Annotated in this window: 19 protein-coding genes; all 19 read left to right on the forward strand. The window is 38.2% G+C overall.

Annotated elements, in window-relative coordinates:
• The first annotated feature begins 63 nt into the window (after window positions 1–63).
• Entirely contained in the window at window positions 64–912 is an 849-nt protein-coding gene (locus tag EEI45_RS02445; protein ID WP_125164013.1) for an aminoglycoside 6-adenylyltransferase, read from the forward strand.
• Window positions 913–966: 54 nt separating this feature from the next.
• Window positions 967–3,792 carry an excinuclease ABC subunit UvrA gene (uvrA, locus tag EEI45_RS02450; protein WP_125164014.1) on the forward strand — a complete coding sequence of 942 codons (2,826 nt, stop codon included), beginning with the start codon at window positions 967–969 and terminating at the stop codon, window positions 3,790–3,792.
• A 3-nt stretch (window positions 3,793–3,795) separates the two neighbouring features.
• On the forward strand, window positions 3,796–4,749 hold the full coding sequence (gene hprK, locus EEI45_RS02455; RefSeq protein ID WP_125164015.1) for an HPr(Ser) kinase/phosphatase: 954 nt from the start codon (window positions 3,796–3,798) through the stop codon (window positions 4,747–4,749).
• The gene (lgt, locus tag EEI45_RS02460; RefSeq protein ID WP_125164016.1) at window positions 4,742–6,202 is read left to right on the forward strand and encodes a prolipoprotein diacylglyceryl transferase; all 1,461 of its coding nucleotides are present in this window, start codon (window positions 4,742–4,744) and stop codon (window positions 6,200–6,202) included. Before hprK ends, lgt begins: the two co-directional genes overlap by 8 nt.
• Window positions 6,181–7,116, forward strand: a complete 936-nt coding sequence (locus EEI45_RS02465; protein ID WP_125164017.1) for an NAD(P)/FAD-dependent oxidoreductase — start codon at window positions 6,181–6,183, stop codon at window positions 7,114–7,116. Before lgt ends, EEI45_RS02465 begins: the two co-directional genes overlap by 22 nt.
• 38 nt (window positions 7,117–7,154) lie before the next feature.
• Window positions 7,155–8,015: an RNase adapter RapZ gene (gene rapZ / locus EEI45_RS02470; RefSeq protein WP_125164018.1), complete on the forward strand. Its 861-nt coding sequence runs from the start codon at window positions 7,155–7,157 to the stop codon at window positions 8,013–8,015.
• Window positions 8,015–8,974, forward strand: a complete 960-nt coding sequence (locus EEI45_RS02475; protein ID WP_125164019.1) for a gluconeogenesis factor YvcK family protein — start codon at window positions 8,015–8,017, stop codon at window positions 8,972–8,974. Before rapZ ends, EEI45_RS02475 begins: the two co-directional genes overlap by 1 nt.
• Window positions 8,953–9,900, forward strand: coding sequence for a DNA-binding protein WhiA (whiA, locus tag EEI45_RS02480; RefSeq protein WP_125164020.1), 948 nt, complete (start codon window positions 8,953–8,955; stop codon window positions 9,898–9,900). The genes EEI45_RS02475 and whiA overlap by 22 nt, the downstream gene beginning before the upstream one ends.
• Complete coding sequence (locus EEI45_RS02485; protein ID WP_125164901.1) at window positions 9,900–10,427, forward strand: GNAT family N-acetyltransferase; 528 nt, start codon at window positions 9,900–9,902, stop codon at window positions 10,425–10,427. The genes whiA and EEI45_RS02485 overlap by 1 nt, the downstream gene beginning before the upstream one ends.
• Before the next feature lie 74 nt (window positions 10,428–10,501).
• Window positions 10,502–10,774, forward strand: coding sequence for a hypothetical protein (locus EEI45_RS02490; RefSeq protein ID WP_125164021.1), 273 nt, complete (start codon window positions 10,502–10,504; stop codon window positions 10,772–10,774).
• Between the two features lie 22 nt (window positions 10,775–10,796).
• Entirely contained in the window at window positions 10,797–11,708 is a 912-nt protein-coding gene (locus EEI45_RS02495) for a GNAT family N-acetyltransferase (RefSeq protein WP_125164022.1), read from the forward strand.
• A gap of 80 nt (window positions 11,709–11,788) precedes the next feature.
• Window positions 11,789–12,793: a type I glyceraldehyde-3-phosphate dehydrogenase gene (gene gap, locus EEI45_RS02500; protein WP_125164023.1), complete on the forward strand. Its 1,005-nt coding sequence runs from the start codon at window positions 11,789–11,791 to the stop codon at window positions 12,791–12,793.
• Window positions 12,794–12,907: 114 nt separating this feature from the next.
• Complete coding sequence (cysS, locus tag EEI45_RS02505; protein ID WP_125164024.1) at window positions 12,908–14,245, forward strand: cysteine--tRNA ligase; 1,338 nt, start codon at window positions 12,908–12,910, stop codon at window positions 14,243–14,245.
• Between the two features lies 1 nt (window position 14,246).
• Window positions 14,247–14,621: a Mini-ribonuclease 3 gene (locus tag EEI45_RS02510; RefSeq protein WP_125164025.1), complete on the forward strand. Its 375-nt coding sequence runs from the start codon at window positions 14,247–14,249 to the stop codon at window positions 14,619–14,621.
• A complete protein-coding gene (rlmB, locus tag EEI45_RS02515) occupies window positions 14,621–15,331 on the forward strand; it encodes a 23S rRNA (guanosine(2251)-2'-O)-methyltransferase RlmB (protein ID WP_125164026.1) in 711 nt (236 codons plus the stop codon). The genes EEI45_RS02510 and rlmB overlap by 1 nt, the downstream gene beginning before the upstream one ends.
• 20 nt (window positions 15,332–15,351) lie before the next feature.
• Window positions 15,352–15,963: a sigma-70 family RNA polymerase sigma factor gene (locus tag EEI45_RS02520; RefSeq protein ID WP_125164027.1), complete on the forward strand. Its 612-nt coding sequence runs from the start codon at window positions 15,352–15,354 to the stop codon at window positions 15,961–15,963.
• A gap of 61 nt (window positions 15,964–16,024) precedes the next feature.
• Window positions 16,025–16,183 (forward strand): 50S ribosomal protein L33, encoded by a 159-nt coding sequence (gene rpmG / locus EEI45_RS02525; RefSeq protein ID WP_083913023.1) that lies wholly within the window; start codon window positions 16,025–16,027, stop codon window positions 16,181–16,183.
• A gap of 12 nt (window positions 16,184–16,195) precedes the next feature.
• Window positions 16,196–16,378 carry a preprotein translocase subunit SecE gene (gene secE / locus EEI45_RS02530; protein ID WP_125164028.1) on the forward strand — a complete coding sequence of 61 codons (183 nt, stop codon included), beginning with the start codon at window positions 16,196–16,198 and terminating at the stop codon, window positions 16,376–16,378.
• Between the two features lies 1 nt (window position 16,379).
• Window positions 16,380–16,916 (forward strand): transcription termination/antitermination protein NusG, encoded by a 537-nt coding sequence (gene nusG, locus EEI45_RS02535; protein WP_125164029.1) that lies wholly within the window; start codon window positions 16,380–16,382, stop codon window positions 16,914–16,916.
• The last annotated feature ends 54 nt before the right edge of the window (window positions 16,917–16,970 follow it).

Consider the following 16,970-nt stretch of genomic DNA (forward strand, 5'->3'; position numbering starts at 1 on the left):
GAACGAAGTAATGTGATAGGGTTTCTTAAAATGGTAATTATTTATTACCAGAGGAGGCGTGCTATGCGAACTGAAACTGAAATTATGACTGTAATTTTGGAAGAAGCGGAATCAAGTCCACAGATTCGAATTGTTGCGATGAATGGGTCACGGGTAAATAAAAATATCGAAAAAGATGCAATGCAAGATTATGATATTGCATACATAGTCGATGACATCGAATATTATAAAAATCATCAATCATGGTTGGAACCTTTTGGAAAGATATTGATGATGCAAAGACCCGATGATTTTACGCTGTTTGGGCAAACACAGTCTCGAGACTATCATTACTTGGTTCAGTTTGAAGACGGGATTCGTATCGACTTCACATTTGTATCCATCGAGAATCTTGAAGATTATCTTCAGGAAGATCATTTAGTATCCATCATTTTGGATAAGGATTCCATTATATCCGGTGTCCTTCCTGCAAGTGATCAAGATTATTGGGTTCGTAAGCCAAGTGAGCAAAGTTACCGTGACTGTATTAATGAGATGTTGTGGTTATCCTTTTATGTCGTTAAAGGTATCAAGCGCCATGAGCCAATTTACGCAATGGACCACCTTGCATTGATGCGCGGAATGTTGCTTCAAATGATTACGTGGCAAGTCGGATTTGAAACAGAATTTTCCTTGAGTGTTGGGAAGAATTATAAACATCTTGATCGATATATTAGTTCGAGTATGTGGGAAAAGCTACTTTCAACGTATAACTTAAGTTCAAAAGAGCAGTGTGTCATTGTGTTGGAGTCCATGCTTACAATCTTCTCGGTAGTTGCTGATCGCGTAGGAGATTATGGAACTTTTGTATATGATCGTCATGAATACCATGATGTTTCAACTTATGTCTTAAATCAGATTAACGGTGAGTAAAGCGGTATTGTGGAGTTAAGAAACATGTTATAATTTGTTCAGTAGGTGATAGATATGGAAAACAATAAAATTGTCATTAAAGGTGCAAAAGAGAATAATCTAAAAAATATTAGCCTTGAGATTCCAAGAGATAAACTTGTAATTATGACGGGCCTTTCTGGGTCTGGTAAAACGAGTTTAGCGTTTGATACGATTTATGCTGAAGGACAGCGTCGTTATGTCGAGTCACTCAGTTCGTATGCACGTCAGTTCTTAGGAAATATGGAAAAGCCGGATGTTGAGTTAATTGAAGGACTTTCTCCATCGATTGCAATTGATCAAAAAACAACAAGTAATAATCCTCGTTCCACTGTTGGAACAGTAACGGAGATTTATGATTACTTGCGTCTTTTGTATGCTCGAGTGGGTATCCCTTATTGCCCTACGCATAATATCGAAATTACGTCTCAGACGATTAAACAGATGGTGGATCGCATTATGATGCTTGAAGATAAAACACGTCTTGAAATCTTGGCGCCGGTTGTGAAAGCACAAAAGGGAGAACATCGCGATTTACTGGATCATCTTCGTAAAGAAGGTTATGTCCGTGCGTACATTGATGGTGCTTTAGTTATGTTGGATGAAGAAGTCGCACTTGAAAAGAATAATCGCCATGATATCGACGTTGTCATTGACCGAATTGTTAAGAAGGAAGACAGCCGTTATCGATTGAGTGATTCATTAGAGACTGCCTTAAAATTGAGTAATGGAGTTGTACTCGTGAAAAATGGCGACGAGAATATGGTATTTTCAAGTAATTTTGCGTGCCCGGAGTGTGGATTCAGCATTGCATCCATCGAACCACGTCTTTTTTCTTTCAACTCACCCATGGGTGCATGTCACAACTGTAATGGTTTAGGCATGACGCAATCAGTAGATCCTGAGTTCTTAATTCCTGATCCGACTTTGTCGATTTCTGAAGGTGGGATTCGATACTATAAAAATATTGTGAATTCACAAAATATCGAGTGGCAGACATTTGAGCATCTCATTCAATTTGCGAAAGTTGATATTGATAAACCCATTAATAAATTAACGAAAAAACAAATGGATATTTTACTCTACGGAAGTGTTGTGCCCGTAAAATATGTTATTGAATCGCGTTCGGGAAATAGTTTTCACCGTAACGAACCCATCGAAGGGGTTGTAAGTTTAATTGAGCGACGTCATCGCGATACGACATCTTCATCATCGCGAGAATGGTATGGTTCGTTTATGGGTGAAGCTGTCTGTTCAGAGTGCCATGGTGCACGTCTGAATCAAGAAGCCTTAAGCGTGCGCGTAGGCGGATTAAACATTAGTCAATTTACTGAACAATCGATTGGTGATGCACTGCATTTTATGGATCATTTAGAACTCGATGAGATGAAAGCAAATATTGCTGAACTTGTGATTAAAGAAATTGCCTCACGTCTAACATTCCTTAAGGATGTAGGACTAGAGTACTTAACGTTAGACCGTATTGCAGGAAGTCTTTCAGGTGGAGAATCTCAACGAATTCGTCTTGCCACCCAGATTGGGTCGCGCCTTACGGGCGTGCTCTATGTTTTAGATGAACCCTCAATTGGTCTACATCAACGTGATAATGCGCGTCTTATTGAGACGCTAAAGAACATGCGTGATCTAGGGAATACCTTGATTGTTGTGGAACATGATGAGGAGACGATGGAAGCTGCGGACTGGATCGTGGATATCGGACCGGGAGCGGGCGCACTGGGTGGAGAAGTTATTGCGAATGGCCCCCTAGAATCGATTTTAAAAAACGAAAATTCAATTACCGGTCAGTATCTAAGTGGTAAACGAAGAATTCCTACCCCTCAAAAACGCCGTAAAGGCAATAAAAAGAAAATCGAAATTATGGGTGCGGAAGAAAATAACTTAAAAGGAATTAATGTTAAGTTTCCACTTGGAACATTTATCGCAGTTACAGGTGTAAGTGGTAGTGGTAAGTCGTCACTTGTTAATGAGGTCTTAAGCAAAACCGTTTATCATGCGCTTGGAAAACAACGTTTAAAACCTGGTAAACATAAAAAAATTAAAGGTCTCGATAATATTGATAAATTAATTACAATTGATCAAAATCCAATTGGACGTACACCACGTTCTAACCCTGCAACCTATACAGGGGTATTTGATGATATTCGTGACTTGTTTGCGAAAACACCTGAGGCCAAAATGCGCGGTTATGATAAAGGAAGATTCTCCTTTAATGTTGCCGGTGGCCGTTGTGAGATGTGTAAAGGTGATGGAGTCAAACGGATTTCGATGCACTTTTTACCGGATGTATTTGTTAAATGTAGTGAATGTGATGGTAAGCGCTATAACGATGAGACACTCCAAGTTCATTATAAAGAAAAAACAATTTTTGATATTCTTGATATGAGTATCGATGAGGCGACGGAATTCTTTGCACCGATTTCAAAAATTCGAAAAGGACTTGAAACGTTGCAGGATGTCGGACTGGGTTATATTAAACTGGGTCAATCAGCAACCACTTTATCCGGAGGTGAAGCACAGCGTGTTAAACTTGCGAGTGAGCTTCAAAGACCTTCTACTGGGAAGACGATGTTTGTTCTTGATGAACCGACAACAGGTTTACACAGTTATGATGTGGAAAAACTAACGGGAGTATTACAACGTATTGTGGATAATGGTGATACCGTAGTTGTGATTGAACATAACCTTGATGTTATTAAAAATGCGGATTATGTTATTGACCTTGGTCCAGAAGGCGGTGAAGGCGGTGGAACACTTGTTGCTTGTGGTACACCTGAAGACATTTGCCAAGTCGAAGACGGCTATACTGGACATTATCTTAAAGGGGTCTTAGAAAAGGGGTAGTTTATGGAAGAAAGAGTTTCATGCAGTGTAAAAACACTCGTACATCATTTTGGATTTGAACAAGTGGCGGGAGACCGAGAATCGTTAAAACGACGAATTACTCTTCCGAATACAAACAGACCTGGCTTGGAATTAACGGGGTTTTATGCACATGCAGAACCAAAACGTGTAGTCATAATTGGAAATAAAGAATCCTCATTTATCAAAACATTGGATGAGTCCGAACAGGCCGAACGATTTGATACAATCTTGAATGAAGAAACACCGTTCGCGTTAATTACAGGTGGCAATCCATGTCCGCCAACCCTTCGTAATGTTGCGAACAAAAAGAATTTCCCCGTGTTTGTTACAGACCGACCAAGTTCAGATATCATGGTGGAAATCGTTACGTTTTTAGATGAGGTCTTGGCACCGACAGGAAATGTTCATGGTGTTTTAATGAACGTTTTTGGAAAAGGTGTACTTATTATTGGTGAGAGTGGTATGGGTAAAAGTGAAGTCGCACTTGAATTGGTCTTACGTGGTCATGCGTTAATTGCCGATGATCGTGTAGATATTACCCGTGTTAAAAATAAAATAATGGGAACAGCCCCCGAGTTATTACGTGGAATGCTCGAAATTCGCGGAATTGGAATTATCGATGTCAGCCAGATGTTTGGGGTCCGCTCATATCTGGAACAAGAAGAAATTAACTTTGTAATTGAGTTTACAAAATGGGATGACAACCAGCAATACCTTAGAGCCGGTATTGAAGAACAACTGCCTTATGAGGCATTGGGATTAAAAATACCGCACCTTGTATTCCCGGTGAAAGAAGGTCGTAATATGTCAGTACTCGTTGAATCCGCTGTACGTGATCATATGCTTAAACAACGAGGAATTAATAGCGCAGAACTTTTTGATGAGCGCGTAATGGATTTTATTAAACGTCAAGCAAAGGAGCAAGTTGATGATTAAGTTTTTTCCAAATACTCAAACATTCGTTCAAATTGGACCTGTAAGTATTGCGTGGTATGCAATACTGATAATGTCTGGTGCATTTCTAGCGTATTCTATAAGTCAACGAAATTTACTCAAAGTAGGTTATAAAAAAGAGGATATCGAAGATTTATTCATGGGTTCGCTCATTGCGGGGTTTCTGGGCGCGCGTCTTTGGTATGTTTTGTTTTTTGAATTTAAGACATACCTTTCTCAACCTTTACGCATCTTTGCAATCCATGAAGGTGGACTTGCGATTCAAGGGGGTTTAATTGCAGGGGTGGCATTTGGCTATTGGTTTACAAAGCGCCGACGTCTAAATTTTATTCAATGGGCAGATCTCATTATTCCAAATATTCTCCTTGCACAAGCTATCGGTCGATGGGGGAATTTTATGAACAAGGAAGCTTATGGACGTGTTGTTCAAGAGAGCTTCTATAATCATTTTCCAATTTGGTTTAAAGATATGATGTATATTGATGGAGCATTCCGTCAACCAACATTCCTCTATGAGAGTGTTGCAAATATTATTGGATGGATTCTGATTGTATTTGTACTCAAACGATTCAGTAAGATTAAGCGCGGCGACTTAACTTTCGCATATATGATGTGGTATGGAGCAACCCGCTTTATCATTGAGGGATTTCGATCAGACAGTTTAATGTTTGGTCCAATTCGAGTTGCACAATTTATTTCAATTATTTTTGTAGTACTTGGTGTGGCTGGATACATGGGACTTTTTAAAAAATACCTTAAACGTCAGAAACCAATTATTCTATTTGATTTTGATGGAACCATTGCGAATACACAAGCGTGCATTTTGGAGACGTTCCGTCGCGTGTTTGAAACATACAAGCCTGAGTATAAACTCAGCGAACAAGAAATGAAATCCTTTTTAGGACCAACACTTCATGATACGTTTAGTAACTATTTTGAAGAAGCTGACATTGAGTCAATAATCCAAGAATACCGTCGGATCAATCATGAGCTGCATGATGCTTATGTTGTTCCTATGGAACATGCGATTCCATTATTGGAAGATCTTAAAAATGATGGATATCGTATGGGTGTTGTTTCAAATAAAATCACATCGACACTTGAACTTGGGATGGAAGTAACGGGTATCAACCCTGAACTTTTTGAAGTGGTATTAGGATGTGATCAATTTGAACCCGTAAAAGCCGATCCTGCGGGCATCGATAAAGCACTCGAGTTGATGCATGCAGATCGTGGACAATTAATTTATGTTGGAGATACTGCTTCAGATATTCTCGCAGGACAGCGGGCAGGTTCATTTACTATCGGATATGTATTTGATAAAATACGTGAGAAGGATTTAGAAGAAAGTAAACCGAATCGTATGATTTCGGATTTAATGGAAATCAAAGAAATATTGAAGGAGGATCATGAATGGACAATAACTATGATGTAGTCATCATTGGAGCAGGTCCAGCAGGTTTGACGGCAGCGGTTTATGCAGGACGCGCTGGCTTGAAAACAGCAATGTTGGAATCGGAAGCCCCAGGTGGAAAAATGATTAAGACGGACTTAGTCCAAAACTATCCCGGTGTGGATAATATTGCGGGGGTCGATTTATCGATGAAAATGTTTGAGCACTCGACCGCTTATGGAACAGAATACCTTTACGGGAATGTCAATGGCATTGTTGATGAAGGGGATTATAAAGTAATCAAAACTGAAGATGGATCGGAGTACCGTGCTCATGTTGTCATCGTTGCAACGGGGACAAATGAACGTACTTTAGGATTTGAAAAAGATGACGCACTCTTAGGTCACGGCCTATCTTATTGTGCAGTGTGTGACGGTGCATTCTTTAGAGATAAAAAAGTTGTTGTTATTGGTGGGGGGAATTCAGCCCTTGAAGAAGCTGTCTATTTAACCCAGTTTGCAAGTGAAGTTAATCTTGTAATTCGTAGAGATGTCTTCCGAGGCGATGATTCAGCACAACGCCAAGTATTTAGCAACGATAAAATTAATGTAATTAAAAAACATATTCCCGTTGATTATATCGATAGCGATGGGAAAATAACAGGGATGAAATTTGAACATGTTGAAACAGGAGAACCACTAGTAATTGAAACAGATGGTGTCTTCCCTTACATTGGGGCGACTCCAGCAACAGGGTTCCTAAAAGATTTAAATGTTTTAGATAATGAAGGTTATTTAATTGTTAATAATCAACTTGAAACTGAAATTCCAGGCATCTTTGGAGCCGGTGATGTTATTCAAAAACATTTACGTCAAATTGTTACTGCAACAAGTGATGGTGCAATTGCAGCACAAAATGCATTTCACTATATACAAGATCTTAAATCTAAGGCATAGCCTTAGATTTTTGTTATAATTGGGGTAAGAGGTGGAACATGGAAAAACAAAAAGTAGTTTTAGTCACAGGTCTATCAGGTGCAGGGAAAACAAGCGCCATGGCTGTTTTAGAAGACATGGGGTATCATTGTATTGATCGTTTTCCAGTATTTATGATTGAAGATCTTGTACGAGATATTGAGGCGATGAAAGATGGGACTTACAGCAATCTTGCGTTAAGTGTGAATGCTGCAGATTTCGATGTTTTCTATCGTACATTCAAGAACTCAGAGTGTGAGTTGATTGTCTTGTTTTTAGATGCGAGTAAAGAACAACTTCTGCTACGCTATAAGTATAATCGACGCAATCACCCATTAATTGTTGCGAATCTGGCAAATGGGCTTGAAGAGGCCATTGATGCGGAAATCGAACAGTTTTCAAATATTAAGTCACGCGCATCGATTATCATCGATACAACATTTTTAACACAACAAAATCTAACATCACGCATTAAGCGGTTCTTTAAAATAGAGGGAAATCAATCCTTATTCCTAAGCTTTATTTCGTTTGGTTATCGTAAAGGTCTTCCAATGGATGCAGACCTTGTTTTCGATGTGCGATTCTTAAACAATCCATATTGGGAAGAATCCCTGCGATCTATGACGGGGAATGATAAACCAGTCTTTGACTACGTAATCAACGATGAAAAAACACAAGAATTTTTAAAATATCTAACACACTTTTTAGATTACGCCTTTGAACGTTATATCGAAGAGTCAAAGCACTTGTTAACTGTTGCAATTGGTTGTACAGGTGGTCAACATCGATCTGTTTCGATTGTGAATTGGCTCTATGAAAATTATGACAAACAATATAATACCTTAAAAGACCACCGTGATATGCCCGAGGATAAAGAGTAATGAAGGTCGCGGTAGTTGGTGGTGGAAAAGGGCAATCTGCGTTATTAAGAGGTTTAAAACATATAGAATCACTGGAGTTAAGTGCGATTGTTACGGTGGCTGATGATGGTGGTAGTACTGGGCGATTGCGAGAAGATTTTAATGTTCCAGCTATGGGTGATATTCGAAATGTGATGCTTGCTTTAGCGGAGTCGGAAAATTTGCTGTCGCAAATTATGAACTATCGTTTTAGTAAAGATTCAAGATCAACCCTTGCAGGTCATAATCTTGGGAACTTAATCCTTACGGCACTTACAGACACCACTGGCGATTTTATGGACGCGGTTGCATCGGTTTCAAAAGTTTTAAATGTGATAGGTGACATTATTCCTTCATCCGAAGAAACCATTACATTATGTGCACGGATGGAAGATGGAACGATTGTCCGCGGAGAATCGAATATTCCAAAATATGCGAACTCAATTGACTGTGTTTACTACGATGAGCCGGTACATGCAACAGATCAGGCGCTTCAAGCCATTCTTGAAGCGGATGTGATCTTATTAGGTGTTGGTTCGTTGTATACCTCAATTCTTCCAAATATCATCATTCCAGAAATAAAAGAAGCACTGCAAAAAAGTAATGGGAAGATTGTGTATTATTGCAATGCAATGAGTCAGCCCGGAGAAACAGATGGCTATAGTGGGGAAGATCATGTGAATGCAATTGTAAAACATATCGAAAAACCTGTCGATCTTGTTGTACGTTGTGTTGATGAAATTCCTTCTGATGTAATTCAAAACTACGAAAATGAAGATTCTCATCCAATTTACTTTAGAAGTTCGGTTCATACGTATACCGTTGTAGACCAAAACTTATTGAATTTTGAGAATGGAAAAATCCGTCATGATCATGATCGTGTGCGTGAGGGATTCTATGAAATACTGGAGGTGATTGGATGTCCTTTAGCAGTGAAGTAAAACATGAAATATCCACAAATATTTATCACGAGTGTTGTGAACGTGCATTCTTATCGGCATTCTTACAAATCAATTCAAATTTGATTATTGCGAATAAGCGCATGCAAATTCAAATTGAGATTGAAAATGCAGCAATTGCGAAACGATTGTTTTCACTTCTTAAAGAACGTTACCAGGTCGAAATTGACTTGACGGTTGTTAAAAAACAAAAATTAAAGAAAAATAATGTCTATGTTCTCCGTGTTATGGATCGCGGTATGGAAATCTTGGAAGATTTGGGAATTTATTCGTCGAAAGGCATGCGAAGCACACCATATAGCGTAATTACACTTAAAGAATGCTGTGCGCGTGCTTATCTTGCGGGTGCATTTCTGGCAAGTGGAAGCATTAATGCGCCAACAACTGCAAATTATCATATGGAAATAACGTGTGAAGGCGAGGAACTTGCGCGTTATCTACAAAAACTACTCAATCGTTTTGACATCACCGCTAAAATAACAACCCGCCGCAATCGTCAAGTTGTTTATGTTAAGGCAGCAGACCAAATTGCGGATTTCTTAAAAATAACAGGAGCTCATGTTAATACTTTGGAATTTGAAGATATCCGCATTCAGCGCGATTTTAAAAACTCCTTAACACGACTTGATAATTGCGAAGTTGCAAATGAGGTCAAAGCCATTAAAGCCGGAAGTCAACAGTTGGACGCAATTTACAAACTTATTGAACATAATCGTTACAATCAACTTGAAGCGCGATTAATTCAAGTGGGTGATTTACGCATGAATCATCCTGAAGCAAGTTTGAACGAGCTTATTGAATACTATGAAGAAGAACATAATGCAACCATTAGTAAATCAGGTTTACAACACCGTTTTAAAAAAATAATTGAATTAGCAGATAAATTAGACCAAGAGGTAGCATCTTGATGCATTATGAAGGTGTAAAATTTAACTTGAGAGAAGCTCGTGATGATGATGCACACGAACTTTTCCAGATAATGTGTGATGAACGTGTTACGAAATATTATGGAATGGGTCGCTTTGAAGATCATGACGAGGCATTAAAGGAAATCCATCGCTTTAAAGAATCTGAGACCAGCTTTGATGGGTTTCGTTGGGTTATTTCAGATAAAAATGACTGTTATATCGGCGATGTAGGGTGTTATAACTATGATCTGGATTTTAACTGCATTGAAGTCAGTTTTAAACTCAAATATGAATATTGGAATCAAGGAATTCTTTCGGAAGCATTACAATACGCAATTGATTATGCGTTCAATTTCAAATACTATAATCGACTCCAAGTAAAAGTTTGTCCTGAAAATCAAGGATGCATTCGACTCTTGGATAAAACAGGATTTAAGTATGAGGGGACGTTGAGGCAAGCGGAGTATGAAGCGGGACGCTATATCGATATATGTATCTATTCGCTACTTCAAACCGACATTATGTGATGATTAGTGAACCGCGCTAAAAGTGGTATTGACATTTTTTTTCGTGTTATAATTATTAAAAGGCGGTATTTATTATGGGTTCTATTATTTCGTTTTTAATTTTATTCTTTATAACAATGATTATTATCAAGATTTTACCCCAATTATTGGGTATTGTCGTCATCATTTGGGTTATTAGTACGATTGTACGTGTAATCCAAGAAGTACGTCGTCCTCGAGGATCTTCTCGAGATTTTTATGGGAGTCAAAGTTCGCATACAGATCAATCGTATTCGGATAATCATAACGGCGATGTTATCGATGTAGAATATACAACACGTGATGTCACAGATCAAGAAAATAAATAGTGATTAAGGGAGGGGATGCTTGATGATCTCGAAAGCAGTTATTGCAGATAAAAAACAATTAAATCTATTGTGGAAAGATGCGTTTCCAAACCTCAATCGCGGTGCAGTCGATGCGTATTTTAATAATTTTTATCATGAAGATCAATGTTATGTATCCCAAAATGATTATGACGAGATTTTGGCTGCAATCCAAGTTCATGATAAAGTCCTATCGTTACATGATAAAAATATTAAAGCTTCCTATCTCGTTGGGAGTTTTATAAGACCGAATGTCTTGGTTCAAACGATGACGACACTGATTGAAACAATCTTAGAAGATGTTTCAAAGACAGATATCATTACATTGTGTCACACAGATCATCCGGAATGGTTTGAACCATTTGGATTTGAGACAGTTGTGGAAAACTATATTTATACAATCCCAGCAATTTCACTTCCTGCATTAGGAATGGAAGGGATTGTTAGAGATCCAAGCCCAGAAAGTCTGTTAGAAGTATATCGACGATTCACAAGTCATTTCACTGCGAATTTTGTACGGGACGAAGTTTATTTTGGAAAACTCAAAAAAACAATGCGAGAACAAAACGGCCAAATTATTGGACTTCAAGAAAATGGCGTTTTAATTGCCTATGCAATTGTTACAAATGGGCCTCATTCGGTAGAAGTGTTAGAGTGCTGTTATGATAAGAGTGGTTCTTTAGTATGCCTTCTTGCCTTTGTTTCGCGCTCTGTTCAAGATGTTCGTCTTCATGCTTCAATTTCGGAGCGACTGGATAAAATATTTACAGAGGCTCAGCGTGTAAAGGCACCTTTTCTTATTGCGCGTGTTAATGATAAAGAATTATTTGAACGATTGTATCATATAAAAATTATCAGTGCGTATTCGGCATTTCATGCCTTTGGGAAGCCACTGTTTAATAGGGATTTTTTATAGATTGTTAGTTGGCTCACAATTGACAATTGGTTGAGATGGTATATAATAAGAATGTCAATTATAAGGAGGATATAGACACTATGACAGTTAAAGTAGCAATTAACGGTTTCGGCCGTATTGGTCGTTTAGCAACACGTTTATTAACAGGTTCAAAAGACATGGAAATCGTGGCAATCAACGACTTAACAGATGCAGCAACATTAGCTCATTTATTAAAATATGATTCAGCACAAGGACGTTTCGAACATGATATCGAAGTTAAAGACGGAGCTTTCGTAATCGACGGACACGAAATCAAAGTTTTAAGCGAACGCGATCCTAAAAACTTACCTTGGAAAGAACTTGGTGTTGACGTAGTTATCGAATGTACAGGTTTCTTCACAACAGAAGAAAAAGCTGGCATGCACTTAGAAGCAGGAGCACGTAAAGTTATTATCTCAGCTCCAGCAACAGGCGACATCAAAACAGTTGTATACAACACAAACCATGAAATTCTTGACGGTAGCGAAACAGTTATCTCAGGTGCTTCATGTACAACAAACTGCTTAGCTCCAATGGCTGCAGTATTAAATGACAAGTATGGTATTATTTCAGGAACAATGACAACAATCCATGCTTACACAAACGATCAAAACACATTAGATGGTCCTCATCCTAAAGGTGACTTACGTCGTGGACGTGCAGCTGCACAAAGCATTATCCCTAACTCAACAGGAGCAGCTAAAGCAATCGGTTTAGTAATTCCTGAGTTACAAGGTAAATTAGATGGTGGAGCACACCGTGTTCCTGTAATCACTGGTTCAATCACTGAATTAGTAGCAGTAGTTGAAAAAGCAACAACAGTTGAAGAAGTAAACGCAGCTATGAAAGCAGCAACTAACGAGTCATTCGGTTACACTGAAGAACAACTTGTTTCAACAGACATCATTGGTATGAGCTACGGTTCATTATTTGATGCAACACAAACTAAAGTTTCATCAATCGGTGGTGTAAACTTAGTTAAAGTTGCTTCATGGTATGACAACGAAGCATCATACACAAACCAATTAGTACGTACAGCACATTACGTTGCTTCAAAATTCTAATTGATTCAATTATGATCTTGAAAGCTATCCATTTGGATAGCTTTTTTTATATTTGAAGTGTGCCTAAATAAAGGCGATTTATGATATACTTATTGCAAAGGTTTGGAGGCTATTATGAAGTTATATAATTCGAAATCAAATTCGCTTGAAGAGTTTACACCGATTGAGGAAGGGAAGGTATCCATGTATGTCTGTGGACCAACTGTTTACAACTATGCACATATAGGAAATGCACGCCCAATCGTCGTATTTGACTTATTGCGACGCGTTCTAACGGCACTTGGGTATGATGTTAAACTTGTATCGAATTACACGGATGTTGATGATAAAATCATTAAGAAAGCGTTAGAAGAAGGTGTTGATGAATCGGTTATTTCAAATCGTTATATTGAGGCCTATGAAAAAGTTCGTAAAGGACTTCATGCAGATTACGTTCAAGCAACTCCAAAAGTAACAAGTACGATGCCAGAGATTATTGCGTTTATTCAGGACTTAATTGATCATGGTTATGCGTATGCATCCAATGGAGATGTTTATTTTCGTGTGTCTAAAGCAAAAGAATACGGCTCCATTTCTTCACAAAATATTGATGAATTGATGGTAGGTGCACGTATTGAGGAAAACAGCAGCAAAGAAAACCCTCTTGATTTTGTATTGTGGAAAGATACAAAGGATAATGGCATTAAGTGGGATGCACCATGGGGTAAAGGAAGACCGGGTTGGCATACTGAGTGTGTTGTTATGATTGGGAATGAATTTAAACAAGAGGTTATCGATATTCATGGCGGTGGTCAAGATTTAAAATTCCCGCATCACGAAAATGAATCAGCACAATGCCGTGCACTCCATAATCATGATCTTGCGAATTATTGGATTCATAATGCGATGCTAAATATTGATGGTGAAAAAATGAGTAAGTCAATCGGTAATGTTATGTGGGCCCAAGAGTTTATTGATAAATTGGGTGAAAATGCTACACGGTGGTTGCTTATGTCGACACATTATCGTCTCACATTAAATATTACGGAAGAACTTATTGAACAAACTCAGAAAAAACTTGATCGGATCTTCCAAGGACTAAACAAAGCATATATTGAACTTGAAAAGATGGAATATCATATTGGCCCACAATTTGATGATGTACGCTATCATCAATTTATGGACGCCATGGCGGATGATTTAAATGTCGCGAATGCGAATGTTGTCCTGTTTGACACCGTGAAACAATTAAATGCTGCAGTGCGCCAACGTGAAATTAATGGTGAAGGGGTATCTAAATATATTGTGACTGTGGAGAAAATGTTGGATGTTCTTGGTATTGCTTATTCAAGAATTGTCCTTGATGACAAATCTAGAGCGCTGTTTAAGCAATGGAATGATGCTAAAGCACGCAAAGATTTTGAAGACGCAGACCGCTATCGTAGCGAACTCATGGAACGAGGATTATTATAATATGATGCATTCAGGAAATGTTTTGGCTTTTGTGGGTGATGCGGTTTTATCCCTTCAAGTGAGGCAATATCTGGTAGAACAAGGAATTACGAAAACAAAGCAATTACAAGAAACTTCGGTTAAGTTTGTGAGTGCCATGGCACAAGCCGATTACATGAAGACATTACTGGATGGTAATGCACTTTCTGAGGAAGAGATGGGTATCTATAAACGAGGCCGAAATACCAAAAGTGCATCAATGGCTAAAAATGCGGATGTTATGTCGTATCGTATTGCGACGGGATTTGAAGCATTGTGGGGATATCTTTATATGGAAGGTCATCATGAACGTTTGGACACGCTTTGGAAAGAATATATAGAAACGGTGGAAATATAATGTCGAATTACATTTTTGGGAAAAATACGGTCACTGCATATTTAAAAAGTGGGCAGAAACCAAAGAATTTATATTTATTCAATAAAGGAAATTATCAAGAAATTGTGACGCTTGCGAAAGAACACGGAATTAGACCGCAATTTGTCGATAAATTTCGATTGGATAAAATGGCTGATGGTGTGCACCAAGGTGTCGTGATAGAAATTCAAGACTACAAATATTACTCACTTCAAGAAATTATTCAAGGCGCTCAAAACAATTTAATCGTGCTCTGTGATCAACTTGAAGATCCACATAATCTGGGTGCAATTCTAAGAACGTGTGATGCATGTGGTGTAGATGGAGTGGTAGTTGGAAAACATCGAAGTGTTGGCTTAACATCAGCGGTTGCGAAAGTTTCTACAGGTGCAATTAATACGGTAAAGGTAGCGGAAGTTACAAATATGGTTAAAGCTATCGCAGAACTTAAAGAAGCGGGTTATTGGGTAGTAGCTGCTGAGAATGCGGTGGAAGCAGTTGATTATACTGAATTCAATGTTGATATGCCACTTGTATTGATTGTGGGTTCTGAGGGTAAAGGAATTTCACGTCTTGTAAAGAAAGAGTGCGATATATTAACAACGATTCCAATGCAGGGAAGCGTCAATTCACTAAATGTATCCGTCGCAACGGGTGTTTTGCTCTTTGATATAGTACGTCGCCGAAAATAATGCAGTATGGGGGGATTTGCATGATAAGCGATTTTGAGTATCTTTATATGATTCGCCAGAACAGTGAAGATGCATTGGATATTGTAATGGGGAAGTTCAAGCGTTTGCTTTGGAAAAGAGCATATGAACTTTATACTCAACAAAAGCCTATCGGGATTAATATCGAAGATTTGTTTCAAGAAGGATTTTTAGGGTTTTATGATGCCATTGATACCTTCAAAGAAATAAAAGATGTAGGATTTGCATATTATGTAAATCTCTGCGTAATCTCCACGATGCGAACCGCACTACGAAAATGTCGATCACAATCATACAAACTTTTGGATAGTAAATGGTCGTTGGATCTCTTTGTGACAGAAGATAAATCCGTTTATCTTGCTGATATGATTGAAACGCAAGATCTCACCAGTGATCCGGTTGTGGTTGCACATTATCATGATGCACGTCGCATTGAACGCAAAGTACTTGAATCGATCCCTGAAAAAGAACGGATAATCTATACAATGCGGGAAGAGGGATTTGGATATCGTGAGATTGCAGATCGGTTTAATATTTCACCGAAAAATGTGGATAATATCATCCAAAAAGTGAGGCGTCGTCTTGTAGCAATGCGCGATGTTTCCCACATGTGAGTTCATTGACACCCCACTGTGATTGTGATAAAGTTAGGGAGCACGAAAGTGGGGTTTTTTAATGACAAATAAAAGAGAAAAAGTAATCTTGGTATGTACTGAATGCCTTTCACGTAACTACTCTACTTTTCGAAATCATTCAAGTGTTACGGAACGACTTGAGATAAAAAAATTTTGTAAACGATGTGGAAGACACACATTACATAGAGAGACAAAATAGGAGGTAAATGCTATGGCTTGGTTTAGTTTTGCTGGAATTAAAGAAGAAATCCATAAAATCAAATGGCCTACTCGTAAGGAAATGACACGAAACACAACAATCGTTTTATCCTTTGTTCTGTTTTTTGTAGCTTACTTTTTACTAACAGAAGTTGTGTTAGTAGCAGCATTGAAATTGATTGGAATTGGTGGATAAGATGGAAGAAAAAAAATGGTATGTTGTTAACACCTATTCAGGACATGAAAACCGTGTTAAAGAAAACTTAGAACGACGCGTAGAATCAATGGGTATCGAAGATGCTTTATTTAGAATTCTTGTAGCTGAAGAAAAAGAAATTGAATATAAGAATGGTAAAAAAGTCGAAAAACTTCGTAACTTATTCCCAGGTTATTTATTTGTAGAAATGATTATGACGGATGAAGCGTGGTATATCGTTCGTAATACTCCTGGTGTTACAGGATTTATCGGTTCATCAGGTGGTGGTGCAAAGCCATTCCCAGTTTCAGATGAAGAGATTGAATCAATTTTAAGACGCATGGGTATGAGTGATCAAAAACTTATCGTTAATTTCAAGGAAGGCGATACAGTTCGTATTCTTTCGGGACCATTTGCAGGGATCGAAGGAACTGTTGATAGTATGAATGATGATTCTCAAACAGCAATGATTCTTACGATTTTATTTGGTCGTGAGACACCTACTGAGATTTCATATACAGATATCGAAGCATTATAATAATTACAAGCGGGCTATGCTCGCTTTTTTTATGCACAATTATATGAATTCGTG

The sequence above is a fragment of the Erysipelothrix piscisicarius genome (assembly GCF_003931795.1).
Lineage (GTDB): Bacteria > Bacillota_I > Bacilli_A > Erysipelotrichales > Erysipelotrichaceae > Erysipelothrix > Erysipelothrix piscisicarius.